Consider the following 21,177-nt stretch of genomic DNA (forward strand, 5'->3'; position numbering starts at 1 on the left):
CGAATCGCTTCGGCTAGGTTTATGTAGCTAACTAACTTATCTCAACAGCGCCATTACTCCGTTCGGGATCTGGTTCGCCTGCGCCAACATCGCTGTACCGGCTTGTTGCAAGATCTGGTTGCGGGATAATGAAGCAGTTTCGGCAGCAAAGTCGGTATCCACGATGCGGCTGCGTGATGCAGTCAAATTTTCTGTAGAGGTTTGCAGACTGGTTACCACCGATGCGAAACGGTTTTGAAAAGCACCGAGTGAAGCGCGTGAGCTGTTTATTGAGACTAATGCACCGTCAAGAGCGGATAGTGCTGCAGTCGCACCTGCTGCGGTTGAAATGTCCAATGCCGATATGGAGGAGACCGAGGAGACGGTAGTGGCTGCTGTGACGAGTCCGCCGGCTGTAAGTCCGGCGCGTGCTGCTGCGCCGCCGCCCTGCACGATGCCCGCTGCATTGGTGCTGTTCAGCGTGATTGTACCGTGAGTCGTTACAGCGGCAACTGGGCCTGCAACGTCACCGGTTACCAAACCAAAGGTCGTTAAAGCAGTAGCAGCATTGGTAGTACCTAGTGCTAGCAGACTGATGTCACGTCCATCCACAGCTGATAGACTAACCACTCCAGTGGACGCATTTGCTGTGGCTGTCACCCCGGATTGGTCGGAAACCGAGTTGATGGCTGCCGCAACGTTGGCACCTTGACCTGCGGCCGTAGCACCGCCAGCAATCGCGCCTACTGCGATGCCGTTTACACTGAAACTGTTGGCGGCAGTAACGCCAGCAAATACCGATGCTGCAGCGCCAGTGAGAGTGGTTGCATTCGCTGTTGCAGTGACACCTGACTGAGAGGAAATGGCATTGATGGCTGATGCGATGGAATAGGCACTGGCGGCACTCTGGCCGGGCAATGAACCGATATTTGACGCGCCTACCTGGAAACCATTCAGCGTTACATCACCAGCAACAAGCGCGGCTGTTGTGGCTGCTCCGGTTCGTGTGGCCGCAGTTGTTGCTCCAGCGCTGCCCAGTTGTGTGGTACGTGCGCTGGAAATCGTGTTGATCGAGATTTGGTCGTTGGCAGTTCCACCTGCGCCGACTTGGAAGTTCTGTGCAGTGAACGTACCATCCAACAGCTTCACGCCGTTGAATGAGGAGTTTTGTGCAACACGGTCGATTTCAGCACCTAGCGATTGCATTTCGCTATTCAGTGCGGCACGGTCAGACACGGAATTGGTGCCATTGGCCGATTGAACCGCCAAGTCACGCATCCGTTGTAAGTTGGCACCGATCTGTGACAAATCGCCTTCAGCTGTTTGCGCCAAGGAGATGCCATCGTTGGCGTTACGTGCGGCTTGGGTGTTACCGTTGATTTGTGAAGTCATACGGTTCGAAATCGCTAGTCCCGCTGCGTCGTCTTTGGCGCCGTTGATGCGTAAGCCGGAAGACAAACGTTGCAAGGAGGTTTGCAGCATGCTTTGCGATGTGTTCAGGTTGCGTTGTGCATTCAGGGATGAAATGTTGGTATTAATGAATGAAGGCATTTTAATGCTCCTTTAACTGTGTTTGTTGTACGGCATGATTGCCATTTACTTTGGCTGGCCAGATTTTTCAGGCTCATCAACCTCGGTTAGTACAGTTAACGGAAAGGGCTGAGAAAACTTTAGTACATGCTTATTTTTTTGTCTGAGGCGTAGAAGATCTCATTACAATTGGTCGCTGACAGGAATTCTTGCTAATTCATAACACTATGTTTATTGTAGTATAATTTACAAAAATCGCATAATGGAACCACTAAATCTGAATCACACTCTTCCCGTCAATCGGCCGCAAATACACGATTTTTACCGGCTCGTTTGGCGTTGTACATGGCTTTATCTGCCCGTCCGATTGTTGATTCAGGGTCTTCGCCACTAGTATGTAGTGCAACCCCGGCGCTAAAGGTAATCAGCTGTCGGTTATTGTTATGTAGAAAAAGATTTTTAGTGAGCTCGCGCTGCAGGCGGATTATGGTGGCCATTGCCTCTTCCAGGCTAGTATCTATCAGGATAATCAGGAATTCTTCGCCGCCATAACGTGCTACTTCATCGGTCGGGCGGAGGGCATTTTTAATTACCTGGATTAAATGCACTAGTGCTTGGTCGCCGGTCTGGTGACCCAAGGAGTCGTTAAGTTGCTTAAAATTATCAATGTCGAGCAGCGCAATGCTGACTGGCGTTTGCTGGCGGTCTGCGCGTTTTATTTCGCGATCCAGTACATCATCGAGCCCGCGTCGGTTGAGTGCCCCAGTAAGTTGGTCCTCGCGTACTAATTCGCTTACTTGTTCGAGTTCTTGCTCCAGTTGTTTGACACGTTCTTCGGCAATGTGCGCCTGTTTTCGTGTGCTAACCAGCTCTTCATGTGAGCGCATTGAGATAGCCTGAATGATGCGCGTGTCTTGCATGATGTCGCCCAGGATGTGGCTTAATTCAGTTAAGTTATCTGCTTGTCCGATTTCCAGGCTATAACCTTCAATTTTAGTGTGATATGCACTAGTGCTGTCGGTCATTTCGCTCAGGCGATCGATGAAGGTGGTCATCAGACTTTTAAGCGTGATCTTGGCATCGATCATGTTTTGTCTTAGCAAGCCTTGCTTAATGATCGTGCTGCGCAGGTTGCGTTCCGCAGTGGCGATTGTGTGTTTACTGATGGGATTCTCGATGATTTCCTGTAGGTTAAGAATCTGGTCGTGCAGCCACTTGTCTTCGGTCACCAGTTCGCCGACGTTTTCCACCAACAGGCGAAATAGACGCATCAATCCTTCCTGAATGTTGAAATTATCGTTGTCGCGTAATTCCAGCTTTATCCAGAGCTTGCGTAGTTGCTTATTCAGCTTAATGGCTTGACCATAATCGCCGGTGGCGCGTGTCTGTTGGGCCAGTACCTGAATTTCACTCTTCAAATCGGGATCTTCGTTGTTTATGCTTTCAAGAGACTGCGCCAGCAACTCGCGCAGTTGTTCTACCAGTTCAATATCTATTGTCGTATCAATAGCCACGTCAGGATGGCTGCTGTGAATAATGTTATTAACATTTACGGTGTCAGGTGGCAAAATGTTATCTTCTGCTTCCGATTCAAGTTTTGTCGGGATTAATTCGCGAGGATTAGACGAAGTTGTTTCTTTCCAGGAAACTATTAGGCTCTGTAATTTTGTGAACAGGGCATTGGAGTCATTATTGAATCTATTTAGAACGGTTACAACGCTTTGTTTTTTGCGTGAAATAGTGATGCCTTTGTGCGAAGCTTCCATTTGTGTGAGCAGGTCACGAATCAAATTTGGCCATGCCAGTTTCAATTGGTCGTCGATTGATTTTTGAGGAAGCTGCGCCTCTGATGTCAAAATTTGGACCGTACTATTGGCATCGTGGTTGCCACTAATTTCCTGATACAGGCGCGTATAATTATCCGGCGTTGGAGCGATCTTGCGAGCCGCCAGGGTACTTAGGGTTAATCGCGCGATTTGGGAAGAGGTGTGATTAGGCATAACTTTAATTAAAAATTAAATAGTCGAAAATTTGCTTTCTTACAGTTCTCTTTACGAAGTCGAGAAAATGCTCATTTTAGTGTGCGAGAGCAGAGTTAAAACAAAAAACCTCATAAACATTGTTGATGATCATCGGATGGTGCCCATTGTAGGGTATGTAGCGGGCGGCTAAGCTAGGATTAGCAGCTGATTTCCGCTGTAATTCACTGTGAATGCTTTATAAATTCGCGTGATGACCGTGCATCAAGCTTATTGATTATTGAATGAACGATAGCTCAAGGCTTCGCTTTTGAAGCTGGCAAGCGATTCTTGCAATTTCGTCAAATTTTTTTGGGGGCTGTCACTGGCAGGCTTCAGATCTGTGGGGATGATTTACCCAAGATTCAGCCTAATTAAAATTGCCGTGTGGCGGCAAAATTAGCTAATTGTAGTAGAGATTGTTTGTAAGCCGTATCGGGCAGGATGGACAGTGCCGCGCATGCCGCATCGGATTCTTTTTTTGCCTGCTGCCGGGTATATTCTAAGGCGCCGGTTTGTTTTATCACCTGCAATACTTCGGTAAAACCTTCGATGTTACCTTGCTCGATGGCTCGCTTTATCATTGCAGCTTGGCGGGCATCACCATGCTGCATGGCATAAATAAGCGGTAATGTGGGTTTGCCTTCAGATAGGTCATCGCCTAAGTTTTTGCCGGTTGTTTGCTCGTCCCCAGAATAGTCCAGCATATCGTCCACCAATTGGAATGCTGTTCCCAAGTGCATGCCATACTTCGCCACAGCTTCTTCGCTGGCGCTGTCAACCTGCACCAAGATAGCGCCCAGACGCATCGCCGCCTCGAATAGTTTGGCTGTTTTGCAATAGATTACGCGTAAATAACTGGCTGCATCTACGCTCGCGTCATGACAGCTCAATAATTGCAACACTTCGCCTTCTGCAATAGTGTTAGTAGCATCTGCCAACGTTTGCATCACACGCATGTTATTTACTTCCACCATCATTTGAAAAGCGCGCGAATATAAAAAATCGCCAACCAGTACACTGGCTGCATTACCAAATAAGGCGCTGGCAGTTGCGTGCCCACGGCGTAGCTCGGATTCATCCACCACATCGTCGTGTAGCAACGTGGCGGTATGAATAAATTCCACTACCGCTGCCAAGCAGTGATGATACTCTCCCGTGTAACCTAATGCTTTGGCGGATAACACCACTAAGGCTGGGCGTAGCCGTTTGCCGCCATTATTGATAATGTACTCGCTCATTTGGTTGACCAGTGCTACATCTGAATGTAAACGGGTACGTATAATTCTGTCCACAACGGACATATCTGAGGCAAGAGATTGTTTTATAGCTTCAAACGACACAACAAACCCCTAATAATGACAATTAAAAACGGTGGTAATTAATAAAACCCGCGATGGTATGGATTGTACAGATACCGTGTCAAGCAAACATCATTTTGCGGTAGCAACCTTGCATAGAAATTAAGTGCCGGAATTGCACTATGGAAATTAATTACCTCTCATTAATGGCGATTATACCGGCCGGAAATAAGGTTAGAGGTATGAAATTGTTACTGTTAAATTATCCTTGCCTGCCCATCCTGCGATACTGTACAGCCTCGGCGATGTGAGAAGCAAGGATGTTTTCGTTGCCTGCCAGATCGGCAATAGTGCGCGCCACTTTGAGCACGCGGTGATAAGCGCGTGCAGACAAATTCAGGTGACTGATGGCTTGCTGCAATAGTGCGGCACCTTGTGCATCGGGCGCACAGAGAACGTCAATCTCGCTTACCGTAAGCTGTGCGTTCGGTTTGTTCTGGCGGGTTAATGCGCGTTGTCGCGCTACGTTTACACGCGCTTGAATATCACTATTTGATTCTCCATCAGCCTGTTTGAGCAGAGTTTCTTGTGGCACCGCGGGAACTTCGATCTGAATGTCTATGCGATCTAATAGCGGACCAGAAATTTTGCCGCGATAGCGTGCAATTTGATCGGGGGTGCAACGGCATTTGCCGTTGTAATGGCCAAAATAGCCACACGGGCAAGGGTTCATTGCAGCAAGTAACTGAAATTGCGCGCGGAAATCTGCGCGGCGCGCAGCGCGCGAGATGGTGATGCGTCCACTCTCCAGCGGTTCGCGTAGCACTTCCAGTACATGGCGCTCAAATTCCGGCAATTCATCAAGGAACAGCACGCCGTGCATTGCGATAGAAATTTCACCAGGACGCGGATTGCTGCCGCCGCCGACCATAGCTACCGCGGATGCGGTGTGGTGCGGTGATCGGTACGGTCTCGTTTTCCAGCGGCTAACATCAAACATGCCGCCTAACGATTGCATGGCCGCACTTTCCAATGCTTCAGCTTCAGTCATTTGCGGCAGGATGCCGGGGAAACGCGCTGCCAGCATTGATTTCCCGGTACCAGGCGGACCGCACATCAACACGCTATGGCCGCCAGCGGCGGCAATCTCAAGCGCGCGCTTGGCCTGCCCTTGACCCTTCACTTCACACATGTCTGGATAGTCCGGCATAACAGGCTGTGCACTGGCAACTTGACGGGTGAGTGCAGCGCGACCAGATAAATGTGCCGCCACCTGCAACAAGGATTGTGCTGGATAGACTGCTGCATCTTCTACCAGCGCCGCTTCGACAGCATTTATTTCGGGAAGAATAAATGCCCGCCCGTTGGATGCTGCGTGATAGGTCATTGCAAGCGCCCCGCGTATCGGTCGTAGTTCGCCGGTAAGCGCCAGTTCACCGGCAAATTCATATTCGGCAAGGTGGTTTGAGGGTATCTGCCCGGATGCGGCGAGAATGCCTAGCGCGATGGGTAAATCAAAACGTCCGCTTTCCTTGGGTAGGTCGGCCGGCGCGAGATTAACAGTGATGCGGCGACTAGGAAATTCAAATTGGCAAGTCAGTAAGGCTGCACGGACGCGATCCTTACTTTCTTTCACTTCGGTTTCAGGCAGGCCGACAATGGTAAAGCTGGGTAGGCCGTTGGCCAGATGCACCTCGACCGTGACCAGCGCAGCATCCATGCCGGAAAGGGCGCGGCTATATAAAACCGCGAGGCTCATTTATCTACGGGTTGCGTTGTGCTTCAAGGGCGACGACTCGAGCTTCCAGTGCCGTCAATTTTTCGATTGTGTGTGATAACAGTTGGGTTTGTACATCGAATTCTTCACGCGTCACAAGATCCAGTTTGGTAAACCCTTGCGCCAGCAAAGCGCGGGCATTTTTCTCAACATCTTTTGCCGGGCTGTTAGCCACTGCTTTGCTTAATTTGTCGGAAATTTCATCGAAGAATTTTGTATTGAACATTATGTATCTCCATACTTATGCATGAGGTATGTAGTGTAGCAAACTTTGTTTGAGCTATAGTTGTGTCTGATAATTCAAATATAAGAAATACCGCATGAAATGTTCGCGGTAACTTACCGTGATTGCCATCATCATGGCCAGCGCGAAAGTTAGAACGAGATGTGCTTTATGATGCATCGTCGTTTTTCCAACGCCAACGATTAATGGCGTAATCCGTCACCTTGCCGATGAATGGCAACATTAAGATACCTGGCAGCCAAACACAGTGATTGACCTCACGAAAGGTGCTGATGCCAGTAGTCATATCCTCGTGCCCCGCGCGAGGTTGATCGCGGTAGGTGCCGAAAAGCCGATCCCACATGGACAGATTAAAAGCGAAGTTGCTATTAGTCTCATCCTCCTCGATAGAATGGTGTACGCGATGCATGTCAGGCGTCACCAAGAGCAAGCGTAGCAATCTGTCCAGCGCCGGAGACATACGCACATTGCCGTGGTTGAACAGGGAGGTGGCGTTGAGCAATACCTCAAAGATCACCACCGCCACCACGGGCGGGCCCAGTAACAGGATCACCGCAGCCTTGATGAGCATGGACAGCATGATCTCGATGGGGTGAAAACGTGTACCCGTCGTTACATCGATATCGAGATCGGCATGATGCACGCGATGCAGGCGCCACAGCAGCGGCACGGCGTGGAACATCACGTGCTGGAGATAAATAACGAAGTCCAGTAATACAACCGAGATCAGCACGGCCATCCACAATGGGATGACGAAATAATTCAGCAGTCCCCAGCTCTGCTGGGTGGCAAATGCTGCCACTCCCACCGCCGCAGCCGGGAACAGCGCACGTAACAAAACGCTGTTGAGCACCACCAGCACAAGGTTGTTTGCCCAGCGCAAGTGCTTGGACACGGTGGGCCGACGCCGCGGCGCGGCAAGCTCCCACAGTGACATGCTGCAGAATACACAGAAGAAGCAGGCCAAGCGAATGGCAAGTTCATGTTGCAGCATGAATGCGTTCATAACAGAAATCCCTTTGTCACATCATAGCTTGGCCACACATCTGCGCCATGCGCTTACTTCGCATGTTTTTGCAAGAACTTGACGACGGTTTCGAACGACCCACGAAGGAAGTATCTACTGGCTCGTTGTTCACCCAAACTTGATATTCCACTTTACGCCTAATCTCGAGTTTGTTTGACCAGATTGAAATTATGATGCGGAATTTTGCAGCGCGAAGCACTGCGGGAAGCAAGTTTTGAAAGTATTGACAAGCTTACGCAAGTTATTTAAAGACTTCACGGCTGCGCATAATTTAAGAATGTATTGCCGTTCGCTTGGCATGAGCGAACAGTCAAAGGTATCGAGCTTTGCAATATTATTAACTTGTGCAATTAAACACTACATCAGCATCTTCTAACCAGCGGGATAGAAATTTATTTCGTCAGCATATTTTTTCAAAATATATATTTACTAAGAATAAAAATGGAAGCATTTTTAAGCGCCCCACCCAGCCTGATAAGGTGTGACATCGAATGGTTGTTGCGCACCTGTGATTTCATTTAACAGAATTTCGACGCTGGACGGAGCCATGGTCACGCCATAACGAAAATGCCCGCTATTAAGGTAAAGATTGTCCAGCTGCGGATGTCGTCCGATGGTGGGGATATTGTGCGGCGAAGCGGGACGCAATCCGGCCCAGTGTTGTACCAACGACATGTTGCGCAGGGATGGTAACAATTTTTGGGCACGTTGCCACAACATGTCGCGTGCCTCACGGGTCGTGCGCTGATCAAAACCTACGTCCTCCAGCGTACTACCGACCAGTAGGTGTCCATCCCGACGCGGGATCAAATACAAACCGTCTTGCAACACAATATGACGGAGCGGCGACACATCGAACTTGAACAACAGCATCTGCCCGCGTATCGGCTTAATATCTAATCGTAGTGCATTTCGTCCCAATACTTCCTTGCTCCATGCTCCGGCGGTAACGATATAGTTCTGTGCGTTACACTTGCCGCTGGACGTGATGAGTGTTTGTACTCGCCCATTTTCGACCACAATATCACTTACTGCACATTGTTCGATGACACGCCCCCCAAGCGATTCCACATGCTGACGCAAGGCGCGCAATAACCTCGGATTACGTACCTGAGCGACTTCCGGCAAATAGAGCGCATCGCCTTGCGCGAGCAGGTTATAGTCTGTTGCACGGACTTGATGCACTGAATAAGCCCTATGCGCCGCGCACCATTGCTCTGCTTCCTGTGTATCAAATGGTGGCAAAACCACCATTCCGCTTGTCTCATATTCCGGATCTATGCCAGTAACCGCATGCAATTCTTTTGCCCATGCCGAAAATAGCTCTGCGCCACGAGTAGTTAGGCGCGTAACTTCATCGGGATAATTCCACGGACACAGCGGCGACAAAATGCCGCCGCCTGCCCAAGAAGCTTCCTGTCCAACCTCACCACGCTCCAGCAGGGTCACTAACGCCCCTTGCTGCAGCAAACGTTGCGCAGTCGATAACCCGGCCACGCCGCCCCCAATGATTAAAAAATCGGAATTCAAGTATCTAATCATTGATTAGGTTCGCTATCAAGCCCGGCACAATAAAATTGTTGGCGTGTACTTAAGAAATCGCCCATGGTTAGTTCTTTGTAATAAAAAAATTATTGATTGTAAATCATAAGATCTTGGTTTTATAGCTGCTACGAAAGACATTTCTAAATGTATTGAGGGCGTGCGTAATCGTAGGTTTCGATTACGACTAAGCCCCAGGATGCCATTAGTTTTGCTGCTTAAGGTTGCACAAGAGTCGGTACAGAGGTGAGTGCACAGAAATTTAATTGCGCAGTCCGACACTCCCCTGAGTACTAAGCAAAATTAGTAATATTATTTCTTCCAATATTGCATTCCATCTACAATGTGAATATAATTACGAATCGTTATCATTAATAATTCTATTTTTGGTCTTTTAGCTGCACGTTAATTAAGAAAAATTAAACTTTAAGATACTTGTGATGTATAAATTTCAATTTTTAATTGACAGCAAAGTAAGCTTTTTTTTAAGTAGAATTTCAGTGTTCAGTGTGTAATACAGAATTTTTCCATCCCGCGCTAGCACATCCCGCGCAAGCCAATTATGGCTGGATCCTAGTCTTAGCATGGAACAACAACAATGCAGGAAATCGTCTTCGACCTATGTGTGTAGCGCTTGCATTATCAGCTTATGGCCCCTCCAGCTGTACAAATTACCGGGTTCATATGAGTGTGTTCGACAAGCTATTGAAAAGTGCCGTCGAATATCTACGCTACATAACAGATACATCATGGTACCGGAAACTGCTGGACATCGATTTTTACGATGTGCAAGGACTTAACTTATTGTTAAGTGGTAAGTTGAATTTTGCCAAGCCAGAGCAATCAATACGCGGATGCAAAAAGCATGGATAAAATCTGGGTACAGGTATTTTTGACTGTAGCCATGCATGTCACAGCGTGGGGTGCACATAACCCATACCCGCGGAGATAAAGTTGAATCCACTTTCATATATTTATCCTCCCACCCCAGCCTCGCGTGAGCGAGCGGTTGTCGTTGCGGTTGTCGTGGTACTGCACTTAGTCGTTTTGTATCCCACAATGGCACAATCACAGGGGGCTTCCAAGCCGATGCGAGAGATGAAGGTGACAGTTGCGATGGCTGACAAGCCTGCTCCACTTTCTGCATCACCATCAACTGCTGCTCCTTCCTTGCCTGGTAAGAAAAAGCCGCATGTTGCTGAGCCAGTGCCTGATCCATTGAAGCCTGAGCCTGTTGCACAGGCAGTAGAAATACCCATTGAGAAACCTGTCGAGCCGGAAAAAAGTTCAGATCCAATAAAAATTGATACCGAAACGGCGGAAAAAATCAGGCTAGAGCAAGAAGCTGCGCTCGCCAAAGCGAGAGAGGAAGCAGAGGCTGCACAACGCAGGGTAGAACAGGAAGCAGCAAAAACCAAAGCCGAGCAAGCCGCTGCGCTAGCCAAGGTACAAGCAGAAGCCAAAGCAAGAGTAGAAAAGGAGCTTGCCCGCCTTGAAGCAATGCAAGAAGCGAAAAGAGTCAAGGCAGAGCAAGAAGCAGCAGAAGCCAAAGCACAAGCAGAAGTTAGGGCACAAGCAGAAGTCAAGGCGAGAGCAGAAGTCGAAGCTGTAAGACTCAAGGAAGAACAGGAAGTAGCAAAAGCCAAGACGGAACAATTAGCTGAGCAGGCTAGAGCAAGAGCAGATGCCTTAGCGCAAGCACAGGCCAAAGCTGAAGCCGAAGCAATACGTCTTAAGGCGGTGCAGGAGGCAATAAGAGTCAAGGCAGAACACGAAGCAGCGCAAGCTCGGGCAAAAGCTGACGTCTTGGCCCATGCGGAGGCTGTCCGTATCAAAACGGCGCAGGAAGCAGCAAGAGCGAGAGTAGAGCACGAAGCTGTACAGGCTCGGGTAAAAGCTGCAGTCATGGCTCATGCCGAAGCTGTACGCATTAAGACGGAGCAGGAAGCAACAAGAGCGAGGGTAGAGCACGAAGCTGCGCAGGCGCGGGCAAGAGCAGAAACCGTAGCGCGTGTAGAAGCCGAAGTTCGCCTTAAAGCAGATCAGGAAGCGGTGAGAGTCAGGGCAGAACAAGAGGTCGTGCAGGCCCGAGCGAAAGCTGAAGCCATGGCACATGCGGAAGCTCTACGGTTCAGGGCAGAGCAAGAAGTTGCCCGAGCCAGAGCAGAACATGATGCCGCTCAGGCCAGAGCAAGGGCAGATGCCATGGCACGTGCGGAAGTTGAAGTTGCCCGAGCCAGAGCAGAACATGAAGCCGCTCAGGCCAGAGCAGAACATGAAGCCGCTCAGGCCAGAGCAAGGGCAGATGCCATGGCACGTGCGGAAGTTGAAGCTGCCCGAGCTAGAGCAGAACATGAAGCCGCTCAGGCCAGAGCAAGGGCAGATGCCATGGCACGTGCGGAAGTTGAAGCTGCCCGAGCTAGAGCAGAACATGAAGCTGCTCAGGCTAGAGCAAGGGCAGATGCCATGGCACGTGCGGAAGTTGAAGCTGCCCGAGCTAGAGCAGAACATGAAGCTGCTCAGGCTAGAGCAAGGGCAGAAGCCATGACACGTGCGGAAGCCGCACGGCTTAGAGCAGAGCAAGAAGCTGCACAAGCCCGGGCAAGAGCAGAAGCCATGACACGTGCGGAAGCCGAGGCCGCCCGTCTCAAGGCAGAACAGGAAGCGGCGAGACTCAGGGCGGAACAGGAAGCTGCACTCGCTAAGGCCAAAGCTGAAGCCATAGCGCGTGCAGAAGCCGAAGCTGCCCGCCTCAAAGCTGAGCAGGAAGCGGCGAGAATTAGGGCGGAACAGGAAGCGACGCTCGCTAAGGCCAAAGCTGAAGCGGACGCCAAAGCGCGTGCCGCAGCCGAAATGGCTCGCCTCAATGCAGAGCAAAGCGAGCCAAGTTACAAAGCATTTTATCACCTGAAAAATGCGAGCCCATCATACCCAGTTGCAGCACGTCGCATGGGTTTGCAAGGCAAGGTGATATTGAATGTAGAAGTACTGGCCGATGGTTCGTGCGGTCAAGTCAGTGTGGCTAAGAGCAGCGGTCACACCATGCTCGATGACAATGCGTTAGAAACCGTGAGATCTTGGCACTTTATCCCTGCCCGTCAGGATGGGGAGGCAATTAACAAATGGTTTAAGGTACCAATCATTTTTTCTTTGAAAGATAACGAAACATGAACAATCTATTTTCCGTTGGTTCGCCTGTTGTAGCTGCCACACTGCTACTTCTTATTTTTCTGTCCGTAGCGACTTGGTCAATTGCCTTGCTCAAACTATGGCGGCAAATGCGGAACGATAAATCCAATCGTGCCTTCAGTGATGTCTTCTGGGCCGCACGCGACTGGCACGCTGCGGCTGAGGTGGCGCAGCAAGGTTCGAGCGACTTGGCGCGGTTGGCGCAAGCAGGTTTTGCCGAAGTGAAAAACTTGAGTGCTGAACAGCAAGACTTGAAACATATCGGTGCGCCGCAAGACGTATTGGAACGCATGCTGCGGCAGCAAGTGGAAAATATGCAACGCTATCATGAACGTGGCTTGGCCGAACTCGCTACGATAGGCTCGACCTCGCCGTTCGTCGGTTTGTTCGGTACGGTCTGGGGCATCATGCACGCGTTGCAGGACATAGGCACAAGCGGTTCAGCCAGTCTGGATGTGGTTGCCGGACCGATAGGTGAAGCGCTGATTGCGACTGCCATCGGTATCGCCACTGCGCTCCCCGCAGTGTTAGCTTACAACTATTTCCTGCGCCGCCTGCGCGTGCAAGTAACAGAGCTGGAAAATTTCGCGCACGATTTCGTGCGGCTGGCATTTAAACATAATTTCAAACTGTGAGGTCATTATGGCAATGAGTAATTCAACGCAACAGGGAATGATGAGCGAAATCAATGTAACGCCGCTAGTAGATGTGATGCTGGTGCTGCTGGTGGTCTTCATCGTTACTGCACCACTGCTTACCCCGCAGTCGCTCAAAGTTGCTCTGCCCAAAACTACAGCGGTAGCAGCCTCGGACCCGATAAAACTGCTTCCAGCATTGCTGACTGTAGATGCACACGGACAGATCGAGCTTGACAACAACGCTTTGAGTGACTCGCAACTGGCAGACATTTTAAAACAGCGAGCGGCCGATCCGCAGTTTCAGATGAAAATTGAGGCAGACAAGGCCGTGCCTTATGGTCGCGTGGCGGAATTTATGGCAATTGCGCAACATGCCGGGGTAACCAATCTGTCTTTTGTAACAATTCGTCAGTAACGAGAACTATTGATGTACCGTTTAAAACTTAATTACTATTACTTGGTGCTGATGCTACTTGATGATGAGTGAAGTTACTTATTATTATTCGCAATCAGATGGGATAAAATCACTCGGTAAATTTGAACTGTCTACTCTGGAAAGCTCACCATGAATTTCTTACACCTAACGATTTTATTCTTGTTTGTCACCATTCTTGCTGCTTGCTCTACTACTGAAAAAACGGTTGTTAAAGAGGTTCCTGGCGTATCAAAAGAATTGTCACCAGAAAACATATTGACGCCAATGCAGCAGGAGATTGAAACAGCAAATACAAAAAAGCAATTGGATATCAAAAATATCAATGATCAAGATTTAGATGTTCGTAAACCTGCAAAAACTATTGAGTCATATCAGAAAGAAGCGGCCCAAGGGGATAGTAATGCCGAATATGCACTGGGTATAAAGTATCGTAATGGCGATAATGTCGCCCAGGACTATGCTAAAGCCAGAGAGTGGTTTCAGAAATCTGCTACTCAGGGACATGCGGCTGCACAGACCATGCTTGGTAATATATACCGCAAAGGCGAGGGTGTAGATAAAGATACTAATAAAGCCATAGAGTGGTATGAGAAGGCCGCTGCACGGGGAGACGCAGGTGCGCAACTTAATCTTGGCTGGATGTATCGTAATGGCGAAGGCGTTGCCAAGGATGCTACTAAAGCCGTAGAGTGGTACCAAAAAGCTGCTGCACAGGGAGATCCTAGTGCGCAATATGCAGTTGGTATGATGTATCGCAAAGGGTTGTTAGGCGTACCCAAGGACGCCGCTAAGGCAATTGAGTGGTATGAGAAAGCTGCTGTGCAGGGAGATGCGGGTGCGCAATTTATCCTTGGCGGAATGTATCGCAATGGCGAAGGCGTTGCCAAGGATGCTACTAAAGCCGTAGAGTGGTATCAGAAATCTGCTGAGCAAGGATATCCGATTGCGCAAACTCTCCTTGGTCATATGTATCGCAATGGCGAAGGCTCAGCCATAAATGCAGCTAAAGCTGCGGATTGGTATCAAAAAGCTGCTTTACAGGGAGATCCAGAAGCGCAATTCATACTTGGCTCGATGTATCAAATTGGTGAAGGAATACCAAAAGATGATGCCAAGGCACGCGAATGGTGGCAAAAAGCCGCGGCACAGGGAGATCCTAATGCACAAGCTGCGCTGGCACGGTGAATTGCAATCATCCTCGCCCAACCACCCACCCAGACAATACGTCTTATGCGCAGCGATGACTTTGCCACGCTGTACCTACACTTCCGCGTAACGTCATTCACCCACCTCCCTTTCCTTGAAGTTTGACTGCATGCCTACGCCTTTCGGTTAATGTCTGCATCGAGGTATCATCATTAAGTTTAATATTTAACTGTCGAGTAAATAATCTGCGCGGCATAAAGGTACACCTTCGGCTAATCAATAAAAATAGCACTCTGTTCAAGCGCATGGTGATAATCCGAGCGATAAGTGGATTCATAAAGGGTGCGGTAACGTTATAATCGCAGCACTATGACTGACCGTTACGCCGTAATCGGCAACCCAATTTCGCACAGTAAATCCCCGCTTATTCACGCTCAATTCGCCCGTCAGACCGGGCAGGATTTAAGCTATGAGGCCATCTCCGCACCGCTGAATGGCTTCCGAGACACCGTGCTGGCTTTACGAGATGAGGGATGTCGCGGCATGAACGTGACCGTTCCGTTCAAGTTTGAGGCGTTCCAGCTTGCCACTCAACTCACCGTCCGCGCACAAGCGGCTCAGGCCGTGAATACTCTAAAGTTTGATGGTACAGAGATAATAGGCGATAACACCGACGGCGCAGGATTAGTAGCAGACATCGAACATAATCTTGGTTTCATATTTCAAGGCAAGCGCGTATTGCTAATGGGGGCAGGGGGTGCGGCCTATGGCGTGGCGCTACCATTACTCAATGCAGGAGCAATTATCACGGTAGCGAATCGCACTGAAGATAAGGCTTACCAATTGGCTGCTCTATTTTCCGCGCACGGCCCCATTCAGGGTAGCAGCTACATCGCACTTGCAGGTTCGCAATTTGATTGCGTGATTAATGCGACTTCCAGTAGCTTGGCAGACTCACTCCCACCGTTGCCGCGAGGAGAAAGCGCTTTCTCACTTTCTTCCCCTAACTTACCTTTTTCAATTGAAGAAAACCCGAAATATGGAGGGATTTTCGCGCCTAATGCGCTGGCCTACGACATGATGTATGGAAAAGAAACCCCTTTCTTGATTTTCGCTAAAGAGCAAGCCGCAGCGCGGCTTGCGGATGGACTCGGCATGCTGGTTGAGCAAGCCGCCGAGTCATTTTTTCTATGGCGCAACATACGCCCCGATACCGCCCCTGTCATCGCCAAACTGCGTCTGATTTGAGCAAACTGAAGGGCACGACGCCATGAAAAAACTGTGGTCGTGGATATGGCGAATAGTTGGAGCGCTACTGCTACTTTTATTGCTCTACCAACTGTGGATTTTTGCGCATATTGCATGGTGGGTAAAAAACAATCCCTCCACTAGTTCTTTCATGGATCAACGATTGTTAATGATGCAAAACAAGCATCCGGATGCTGAATTACGGCACCAGTGGGTACCCTATGCAAAGATATCCAACAATCTCAAACGCGCACTGATTGCTTCTGAAGACGCAAAATTCGTTGACCATGAAGGCTTCGATTGGGAAGGCATCCAGAAGGCTTACGAAAAAAACATGAAAAAGGGCAAGATCGTGGCAGGTGGCTCTACCATCAGTCAGCAGTTGGCAAAAAATCTATTTTTATCTACCAAGCGCACGCCATGGCGTAAGGCAGAGGAAGTTCTCATCACCATAATGCTGGAACAGATGATGACCAAACAACGAATTTTTGAGATTTATTTGAACGTTATAGAGTGGGGCAATGGCGTGTTCGGTGCTGAGGCAGCAGCTCGGTATTATTACCGTGTCAGCTCAACGCAGCTTTCTGCGACACAAGCCGCCAAACTTGCCGCCATGGTTCCTAACCCGCGCTACTATGACCAACACCGCGAAGCGCGAGGTATGTTAAGAAAGGCAGACATTATTTTAAGACGGATGAATTTTGCGGAAATCCCTTGAATATTAACGCAAGACCCTAGAACATAAACGATATTTTTCCTCGTTTTTAGTTGTCGAAGATTTCTAACTCAAAGCATAACGGGTGAATTTATTTGGCGACAGACAAAAAGACTTTGATATAAGCTGAAGGAATAATAAAAGTCTCTTCTCCCCCTTTACCGCTTACCTTAAAAATAATCCCATTCTCCTGATTTTTTTCCAAGTACTCTCGCGATACATTCATTCCCAGATGTTCATGGTGGGCGCAGGTAGAGTAATCACAAGAGCTAACATCTCGTGAATTAAGTGTAATATTAAGAATACTGCCTTTTGAATCAGAAGCCGTATCGTAAAAACGCCAATCGCCATGGTAGTAATCTACAACGTAAATCTGATAACTTAACCCTCCACCCTCATCTGATTTCCATGCGCGTAACAAAACGGTGTCCAGAATACCTTTGCTACTGTTTGGCCCCTTGAAGTTTGTCGTTTTCTTTAAATCGTCGCGTTGAACACTGATTGCACTTGCAATGGATTGAACGTCATTCCAATTTATTTTCGGCTTTGGCGCAATGCTTAGCCCCGGCTCAGCACATCCGGCGAGCATGAAAATGCCTGTAACAAGCATGGTGATTATTAAAGTTTTCAATCTGGTTCTCCTTGTTGCGAATGTCTATGGTAAAAGTTAAATCACATTATGAGCTTAGCTCGCACGAGCTAACCATATTCGTTATGTATTTGTCATTTCAGAGATAGTTCAAGAACGTCTTTTTTATTGTTGGCCATATTCCTATCAAGGCAAATTGATTGGCATGCACGCTTTGATATCAAAGCCCTTGATCCATCTCGTGATATCTCAAAGAAACAACGATTACCAGCAGCCATATAATTTACCGGAATCCCGTTGCTATTTTTTGATATCAAGAATTTAATTTCTGCCCTTTGTGCATCTTCTGAAGCAAATTCAAAGTTATCGTCAACGCCATCGAATTTTAACGACTCAGCATATTTGTCAAGGCCGGGGCATACAGCCCTGAGTTTTAGAAAACTATTTTCAATTAATAGTCTTGTTTCGGCTTTCGTACCATCAGGTATGGTAATGCTAATTTTTGAATTTTTTTTATTTGAGTCGTTGCCCGATGAGCATTGGGTAACGAGCCACCCCATGAATAGGAGGGTTAATACGCCAACCACTATGGTTTTGGCAGCGACCCCTGGATTCTTAACGCCGCAATGTGGGCACGTCTTAGCGCTTGATGAAACATCCTTTCCACACTCTTTGCATTTTTTCAATGCCATATGGGTTACCTCGGCGGATTCAAGAACCAACCACAACAGTTAATGTTTAGTCGCGAATTTAGCGAATTCCATATTGAGCAGGAGCTCGTTGTAAACCGCTACGGGTGTTCGAAATCCGAGCGATTTCCTCGGACGTGTATTTAAACTCCAAGCAATTTCATCCAACTGTTCTTGCGTGTAGGTCGACAGGTCTACTCCCTTCGGCAAATACTGGCGCAGCAGTCCGTTCGTATTTTCGTTCAAGCCGCGTTGCCACGGGCTGTGCGGGTCGCAGAAGTAAACCGCCATACCCGTTCGTTCAGTCAGTTGCACGTGTTTGCTCATCTCGCGCCCCTGATCGTAGGTGAAGGTCTTGCGTAGCTCTGGCGGAATTGCACTGAGCGCTTCACTGAAACCGTCCAGGGCAGATTGCGCCGTGCCATCAGCCATTTTGGCTAACACCACCAGTAATGTAGTGCGTTCGACCAGCGTGCCGACTGAGGAACGGTTCATCGCACCTTTGATCATGTCGGCTTCCCAGTGCCCCGCTATCAAACGATCCGCCACTTCCGGCGGACGCAGGTGGATGCTCTGCATTTCTGCGATATGTCCGCGACCATCTGGAGCACGGGTCTTGGAACGGCGCTTGTCACGACTCCAGCGTAAGCTGGCAATCAATTCACGGCGCAGTTCACCACGCGGCATGGCGTAAAGGGTGTGGTAAATCGTTTCATGGCTTACACGTTGTGAAGGCTGATCTGGGTACATACTTTTAAGTGTGCCTGCAATTTGCTCAGGTGACCATTTCTTCTTGAGATGTTCCTTCACAACTTCAAACAACGGATTCCCCTCCACGAGCTTCAATGGCCTACGGGGCTTGATTCGCAAACGGCGTGCCTGTTCGCCAGCCAAGGAGGCAACGTAGCCAGACTCACATCCCAAATCTCGTGCAATCTCGTTTGAGATAGTGCTTGGCGAGCGTTTCAAGAATCGCCCAATTTCCCTCAGTCCACTTCCTTCTCGTTTCATTAGCATAATCGTCGCGCGCTCTTCAGCATTCAACTGCTTGTAATGCTTTCCTGATTTCTCCATTCCAACACCTTAACCTCTCCAAGGTGTTGCGGTTGGTTATTGAGCGCGCCCTTTTAATAACGTAAAAAATGGTCTGCGCGCTTTTACGCAGTTCCGTTTGACTGTCGGGTTGGACGAAGCCGCTACGCGGAGAGTTCAGTTTCGACGGGCCGAAGTAAAAATATAACCTCCCCCCCCTTTCGCGATGGATTATTCCATGACGAACTATGAGTTTATCTTAAGATGGAAGCATGATCCGACGCAAATTTCAGACTGAACTGCCAGCCGGGTTAGTTGGGCTAAATGAAATGAAGCCCAATATCACAGGTGAACACATGCGTTACTTAAGCTCTAATAAACTCACTTGCGGTAAAATGATAATCTTGCCACTGGTGGGCTTCTTCTTACTCCCTGACAGAATATTTACGGAATACTGTGCATGTTGCGATTGACTGAAGTTAAGCTTCCTTTAAACCACCCTGATGATGATCTCAAGGCCGCGCTTCTGAAACGGCTGGGTATTAGTACGGATGAACTGATTAGCTATGCAATATTTCGCCGTAGCTATGATGCCCGCAAGCCATCGGCCATTGTTTTTACGTATACGCTGGATATTGAGGTCAAGAACGAAGCTGCACTGTTTCAGCGCCTGCAAGACGATAAGCATATCTCGCTCACACCCGATACAAGCTACCATTTTGTAGCACATGCGCCGGCCAAGCTGGCTTCTCGCCCAATCGTGATTGGTACCGGTCCCTGTGGAATATTTGCGGCCCTGATTTTAGCGCAGATGGGTTTCTGTCCGATTGTTCTGGAGCGCGGTAAAGCCGTGCGTGAGCGCACCAAAGACACTTTTGGTCTGTGGCGGCAAGGAATACTCAATCCAGAATCCAACGTGCAGTTTGGTGAAGGTGGCGCGGGAACATTTTCTGACGGCAAGCTGCACAGCCAAATTAAAGACCCCAAACACTACGGTCGCAAGGTGCTCGCAGAATTCGTCAAGGCAGGTGCCCCAGAGGAAATCCTTTACGTGAGCAAGCCACATATTGGCACGTTTCGGCTGGTGGGGATGGTGGAAGAAATACGCGCGAGTATCGAAGCCCTAGGCGGAGAAGTTCGTTTTCAGAGCAAGGTTGAAGATATCGTCATAGACAACGGACAAGTTAGGGGAGTAGTGCTGAGTAGTGGCGAATTCATTGCCAGCGATTATGTCGTGCTCGCTGTTGGGCACAGTGCCCGCGATACCTTCCACATGTTGCATCAGCGCGGCGTATACATGGAGGCCAAAGCGTTCTCCATAGGTTTTCGCATCGAGCATCCGCAACCGCTGATCAATCACTGCCGTTTTGGCAAGAACGCTGGCAATCCACTGCTGGGCGCGGCCGATTACAAGCTGGTGCATCACTGCGACAATGGCCGTTCAGTCTACAGCTTCTGCATGTGTCCGGGCGGCACCGTGGTAGCAGCAGCTTCCGAGGAAGGCCGCGTCGTTACCAACGGCATGAGCCAGTATTCGCGTAATGAGCGCAATGCCAATAGCGGGATTGTTGTGGGCATCACCCCCGCTGATTATCCGGGAAATCCATTGGCGGGCATCGAGTTACAACGGTACTGGGAAGCGCGCGCCTTTGAGTTGGGCGGCAGTAATTACCGTGCACCGGCACAAAAAGTCGGTGATTTTCTCGCAAGCCTACCCTCGACCACGCTTGGGTCTGTTGTGCCGTCTTACGCACCAGGTGTGCACCTATGCGATCTTTCTACGTCATTGCCGGATTACGCTATCGCAGCGATAAGAGAAGCCATTCCGGCATTCGATAAGCAGCTTAAAGGGTTTGCTATGTTTGATGCCGTGCTTACCGGCGTGGAAACACGAACTTCTTCCCCCGTACGCATCAAGCGCCGCGAAGATTTTCAAAGCCTGAATATCTCAGGGCTCTATCCGGCAGGAGAAGGCGCGGGTTATGCAGGCGGCATACTTTCCGCTGCAGTGGACGGTATACAGGTCGCTGAAGCCGTGGCATTGAGCATGATCCAGCATGGCAAATGCTGAAGGGGA

General features: G+C 49.2%; 17 protein-coding genes. 7 read left to right on the plus strand and 10 right to left on the minus strand.

Annotated elements, in window-relative coordinates; all coding sequences use genetic code 11:
- Positions 1-36: 36 nt before the first annotated feature.
- The 7 genes from MKZ32_RS15435 to thiO all read right to left on the minus strand — a co-directional run bounded on the left by MKZ32_RS15435 (position 37) and on the right by thiO (position 9,418).
- Positions 37-1,530: a flagellin N-terminal helical domain-containing protein gene (locus MKZ32_RS15435; RefSeq protein WP_275584266.1), complete on the minus strand. Its 1,494-nt coding sequence runs from the start codon at positions 1,528-1,530 to the stop codon at positions 37-39.
- 275 nt (positions 1,531-1,805) lie between these two features.
- Positions 1,806-3,509, minus strand: a complete 1,704-nt coding sequence (locus tag MKZ32_RS06785) for a GGDEF domain-containing protein (RefSeq protein WP_239796573.1) — start codon at positions 3,507-3,509, stop codon at positions 1,806-1,808.
- A 392-nt stretch (positions 3,510-3,901) separates the two neighbouring features.
- Positions 3,902-4,870, minus strand: a complete 969-nt coding sequence (gene ispB, locus MKZ32_RS06790; RefSeq protein WP_239796574.1) for an octaprenyl diphosphate synthase — start codon at positions 4,868-4,870, stop codon at positions 3,902-3,904.
- Between the two features lie 220 nt (positions 4,871-5,090).
- Complete coding sequence (locus tag MKZ32_RS06795; RefSeq protein WP_239796575.1) at positions 5,091-6,587, minus strand: YifB family Mg chelatase-like AAA ATPase; 1,497 nt, start codon at positions 6,585-6,587, stop codon at positions 5,091-5,093.
- A gap of 4 nt (positions 6,588-6,591) precedes the next feature.
- Positions 6,592-6,831 (minus strand): accessory factor UbiK family protein, encoded by a 240-nt coding sequence (locus MKZ32_RS06800; protein ID WP_239796576.1) that lies wholly within the window; start codon positions 6,829-6,831, stop codon positions 6,592-6,594.
- 166 nt (positions 6,832-6,997) lie between these two features.
- Positions 6,998-7,855, minus strand: a complete 858-nt coding sequence (locus tag MKZ32_RS06805; RefSeq protein WP_239796577.1) for a sterol desaturase family protein — start codon at positions 7,853-7,855, stop codon at positions 6,998-7,000.
- Between the two features lie 474 nt (positions 7,856-8,329).
- Positions 8,330-9,418 (minus strand): glycine oxidase ThiO, encoded by a 1,089-nt coding sequence (thiO, locus tag MKZ32_RS06810; protein ID WP_239796578.1) that lies wholly within the window; start codon positions 9,416-9,418, stop codon positions 8,330-8,332.
- 954 nt (positions 9,419-10,372) lie between these two features.
- On the opposite strand from thiO, the gene MKZ32_RS06815 reads away from it, so the two are divergent.
- From MKZ32_RS06815 to mtgA, 6 genes are all read left to right on the plus strand, one after another.
- Complete coding sequence (locus tag MKZ32_RS06815; protein WP_239796579.1) at positions 10,373-12,589, plus strand: TonB family protein; 2,217 nt, start codon at positions 10,373-10,375, stop codon at positions 12,587-12,589.
- Positions 12,586-13,242 carry a MotA/TolQ/ExbB proton channel family protein gene (locus tag MKZ32_RS06820; RefSeq protein WP_239796580.1) on the plus strand — a complete coding sequence of 219 codons (657 nt, stop codon included), beginning with the start codon at positions 12,586-12,588 and terminating at the stop codon, positions 13,240-13,242. The genes MKZ32_RS06815 and MKZ32_RS06820 overlap by 4 nt, the downstream gene beginning before the upstream one ends.
- A 13-nt stretch (positions 13,243-13,255) precedes the next feature.
- Positions 13,256-13,660: an ExbD/TolR family protein gene (locus MKZ32_RS06825; RefSeq protein WP_239796581.1), complete on the plus strand. Its 405-nt coding sequence runs from the start codon at positions 13,256-13,258 to the stop codon at positions 13,658-13,660.
- Positions 13,661-13,810: 150 nt separating this feature from the next.
- Positions 13,811-14,866, plus strand: coding sequence for a tetratricopeptide repeat protein (locus tag MKZ32_RS06830; RefSeq protein ID WP_239796582.1), 1,056 nt, complete (start codon positions 13,811-13,813; stop codon positions 14,864-14,866).
- A 330-nt stretch (positions 14,867-15,196) separates the two neighbouring features.
- Positions 15,197-16,075 carry a shikimate dehydrogenase gene (aroE, locus tag MKZ32_RS06835; RefSeq protein WP_239796583.1) on the plus strand — a complete coding sequence of 293 codons (879 nt, stop codon included), beginning with the start codon at positions 15,197-15,199 and terminating at the stop codon, positions 16,073-16,075.
- Between the two features lie 22 nt (positions 16,076-16,097).
- The gene (gene mtgA, locus MKZ32_RS06840; protein ID WP_239796584.1) at positions 16,098-16,793 is read left to right on the plus strand and encodes a monofunctional biosynthetic peptidoglycan transglycosylase; all 696 of its coding nucleotides are present in this window, start codon (positions 16,098-16,100) and stop codon (positions 16,791-16,793) included.
- An 88-nt stretch (positions 16,794-16,881) separates the two neighbouring features.
- Here the strand turns inward: mtgA and MKZ32_RS06845 are convergent, their stop codons facing one another.
- The 3 genes from MKZ32_RS06845 to MKZ32_RS06855 all read right to left on the minus strand — a co-directional run bounded on the left by MKZ32_RS06845 (position 16,882) and on the right by MKZ32_RS06855 (position 19,142).
- Positions 16,882-17,421, minus strand: a complete 540-nt coding sequence (locus tag MKZ32_RS06845) for a YajG family lipoprotein (protein ID WP_239796585.1) — start codon at positions 17,419-17,421, stop codon at positions 16,882-16,884.
- A 92-nt stretch (positions 17,422-17,513) separates the two neighbouring features.
- Positions 17,514-18,071: a zinc ribbon domain-containing protein gene (locus MKZ32_RS06850; protein WP_239796586.1), complete on the minus strand. Its 558-nt coding sequence runs from the start codon at positions 18,069-18,071 to the stop codon at positions 17,514-17,516.
- Positions 18,072-18,110: 39 nt separating this feature from the next.
- Entirely contained in the window at positions 18,111-19,142 is a 1,032-nt protein-coding gene (locus MKZ32_RS06855) for an IS30 family transposase (protein ID WP_239796587.1), read from the minus strand.
- A 418-nt stretch (positions 19,143-19,560) separates the two neighbouring features.
- Between MKZ32_RS06855 and MKZ32_RS06860 the strand changes: the two genes are divergently transcribed.
- Complete coding sequence (locus MKZ32_RS06860) at positions 19,561-21,171, plus strand: NAD(P)/FAD-dependent oxidoreductase (protein ID WP_239796588.1); 1,611 nt, start codon at positions 19,561-19,563, stop codon at positions 21,169-21,171.
- The last annotated feature ends 6 nt before the right edge of the window (positions 21,172-21,177 follow it).

The sequence above is a fragment of the Candidatus Nitrotoga arctica genome, assembly GCF_918378365.1.
GTDB classification, from domain to species: domain Bacteria; phylum Pseudomonadota; class Gammaproteobacteria; order Burkholderiales; family Gallionellaceae; genus Nitrotoga; species Nitrotoga arctica.

What these genes read in the sequence shown, in the direction of transcription:
- MKZ32_RS15435 (WP_275584266.1), bottom strand. Translation starts at nt 1,530, where the DNA reads ATGCCTTCATTCATTAATACCAACATTTCATCCCTGAATGCACAACGC.
- MKZ32_RS06785 (WP_239796573.1), bottom strand. Translation starts at nt 3,509, where the DNA reads ATGCCTAATCACACCTCTTCCCAAATCGCGCGATTAACCCTAAGTACC.
- MKZ32_RS06795 (WP_239796575.1), bottom strand. Translation starts at nt 6,587, where the DNA reads ATGAGCCTCGCGGTTTTATATAGCCGCGCCCTTTCCGGCATGGATGCT.
- MKZ32_RS06800 (WP_239796576.1), bottom strand. Translation starts at nt 6,831, where the DNA reads ATGTTCAATACAAAATTCTTCGATGAAATTTCCGACAAATTAAGCAAA.
- MKZ32_RS06805 (WP_239796577.1), bottom strand. Translation starts at nt 7,855, where the DNA reads ATGAACGCATTCATGCTGCAACATGAACTTGCCATTCGCTTGGCCTGC.
- thiO (WP_239796578.1), bottom strand. Translation starts at nt 9,418, where the DNA reads ATGATTAGATACTTGAATTCCGATTTTTTAATCATTGGGGGCGGCGTG.
- MKZ32_RS06820 (WP_239796580.1), top strand. Translation starts at nt 12,586, where the DNA reads ATGAACAATCTATTTTCCGTTGGTTCGCCTGTTGTAGCTGCCACACTG.
- MKZ32_RS06825 (WP_239796581.1), top strand. Translation starts at nt 13,256, where the DNA reads ATGAGTAATTCAACGCAACAGGGAATGATGAGCGAAATCAATGTAACG.
- MKZ32_RS06830 (WP_239796582.1), top strand. Translation starts at nt 13,811, where the DNA reads ATGAATTTCTTACACCTAACGATTTTATTCTTGTTTGTCACCATTCTT.
- aroE (WP_239796583.1), top strand. Translation starts at nt 15,197, where the DNA reads ATGACTGACCGTTACGCCGTAATCGGCAACCCAATTTCGCACAGTAAA.
- mtgA (WP_239796584.1), top strand. Translation starts at nt 16,098, where the DNA reads ATGAAAAAACTGTGGTCGTGGATATGGCGAATAGTTGGAGCGCTACTG.
- MKZ32_RS06850 (WP_239796586.1), bottom strand. Translation starts at nt 18,071, where the DNA reads ATGGCATTGAAAAAATGCAAAGAGTGTGGAAAGGATGTTTCATCAAGC.
- MKZ32_RS06855 (WP_239796587.1), bottom strand. Translation starts at nt 19,142, where the DNA reads ATGGAGAAATCAGGAAAGCATTACAAGCAGTTGAATGCTGAAGAGCGC.
- MKZ32_RS06860 (WP_239796588.1), top strand. Translation starts at nt 19,561, where the DNA reads ATGTTGCGATTGACTGAAGTTAAGCTTCCTTTAAACCACCCTGATGAT.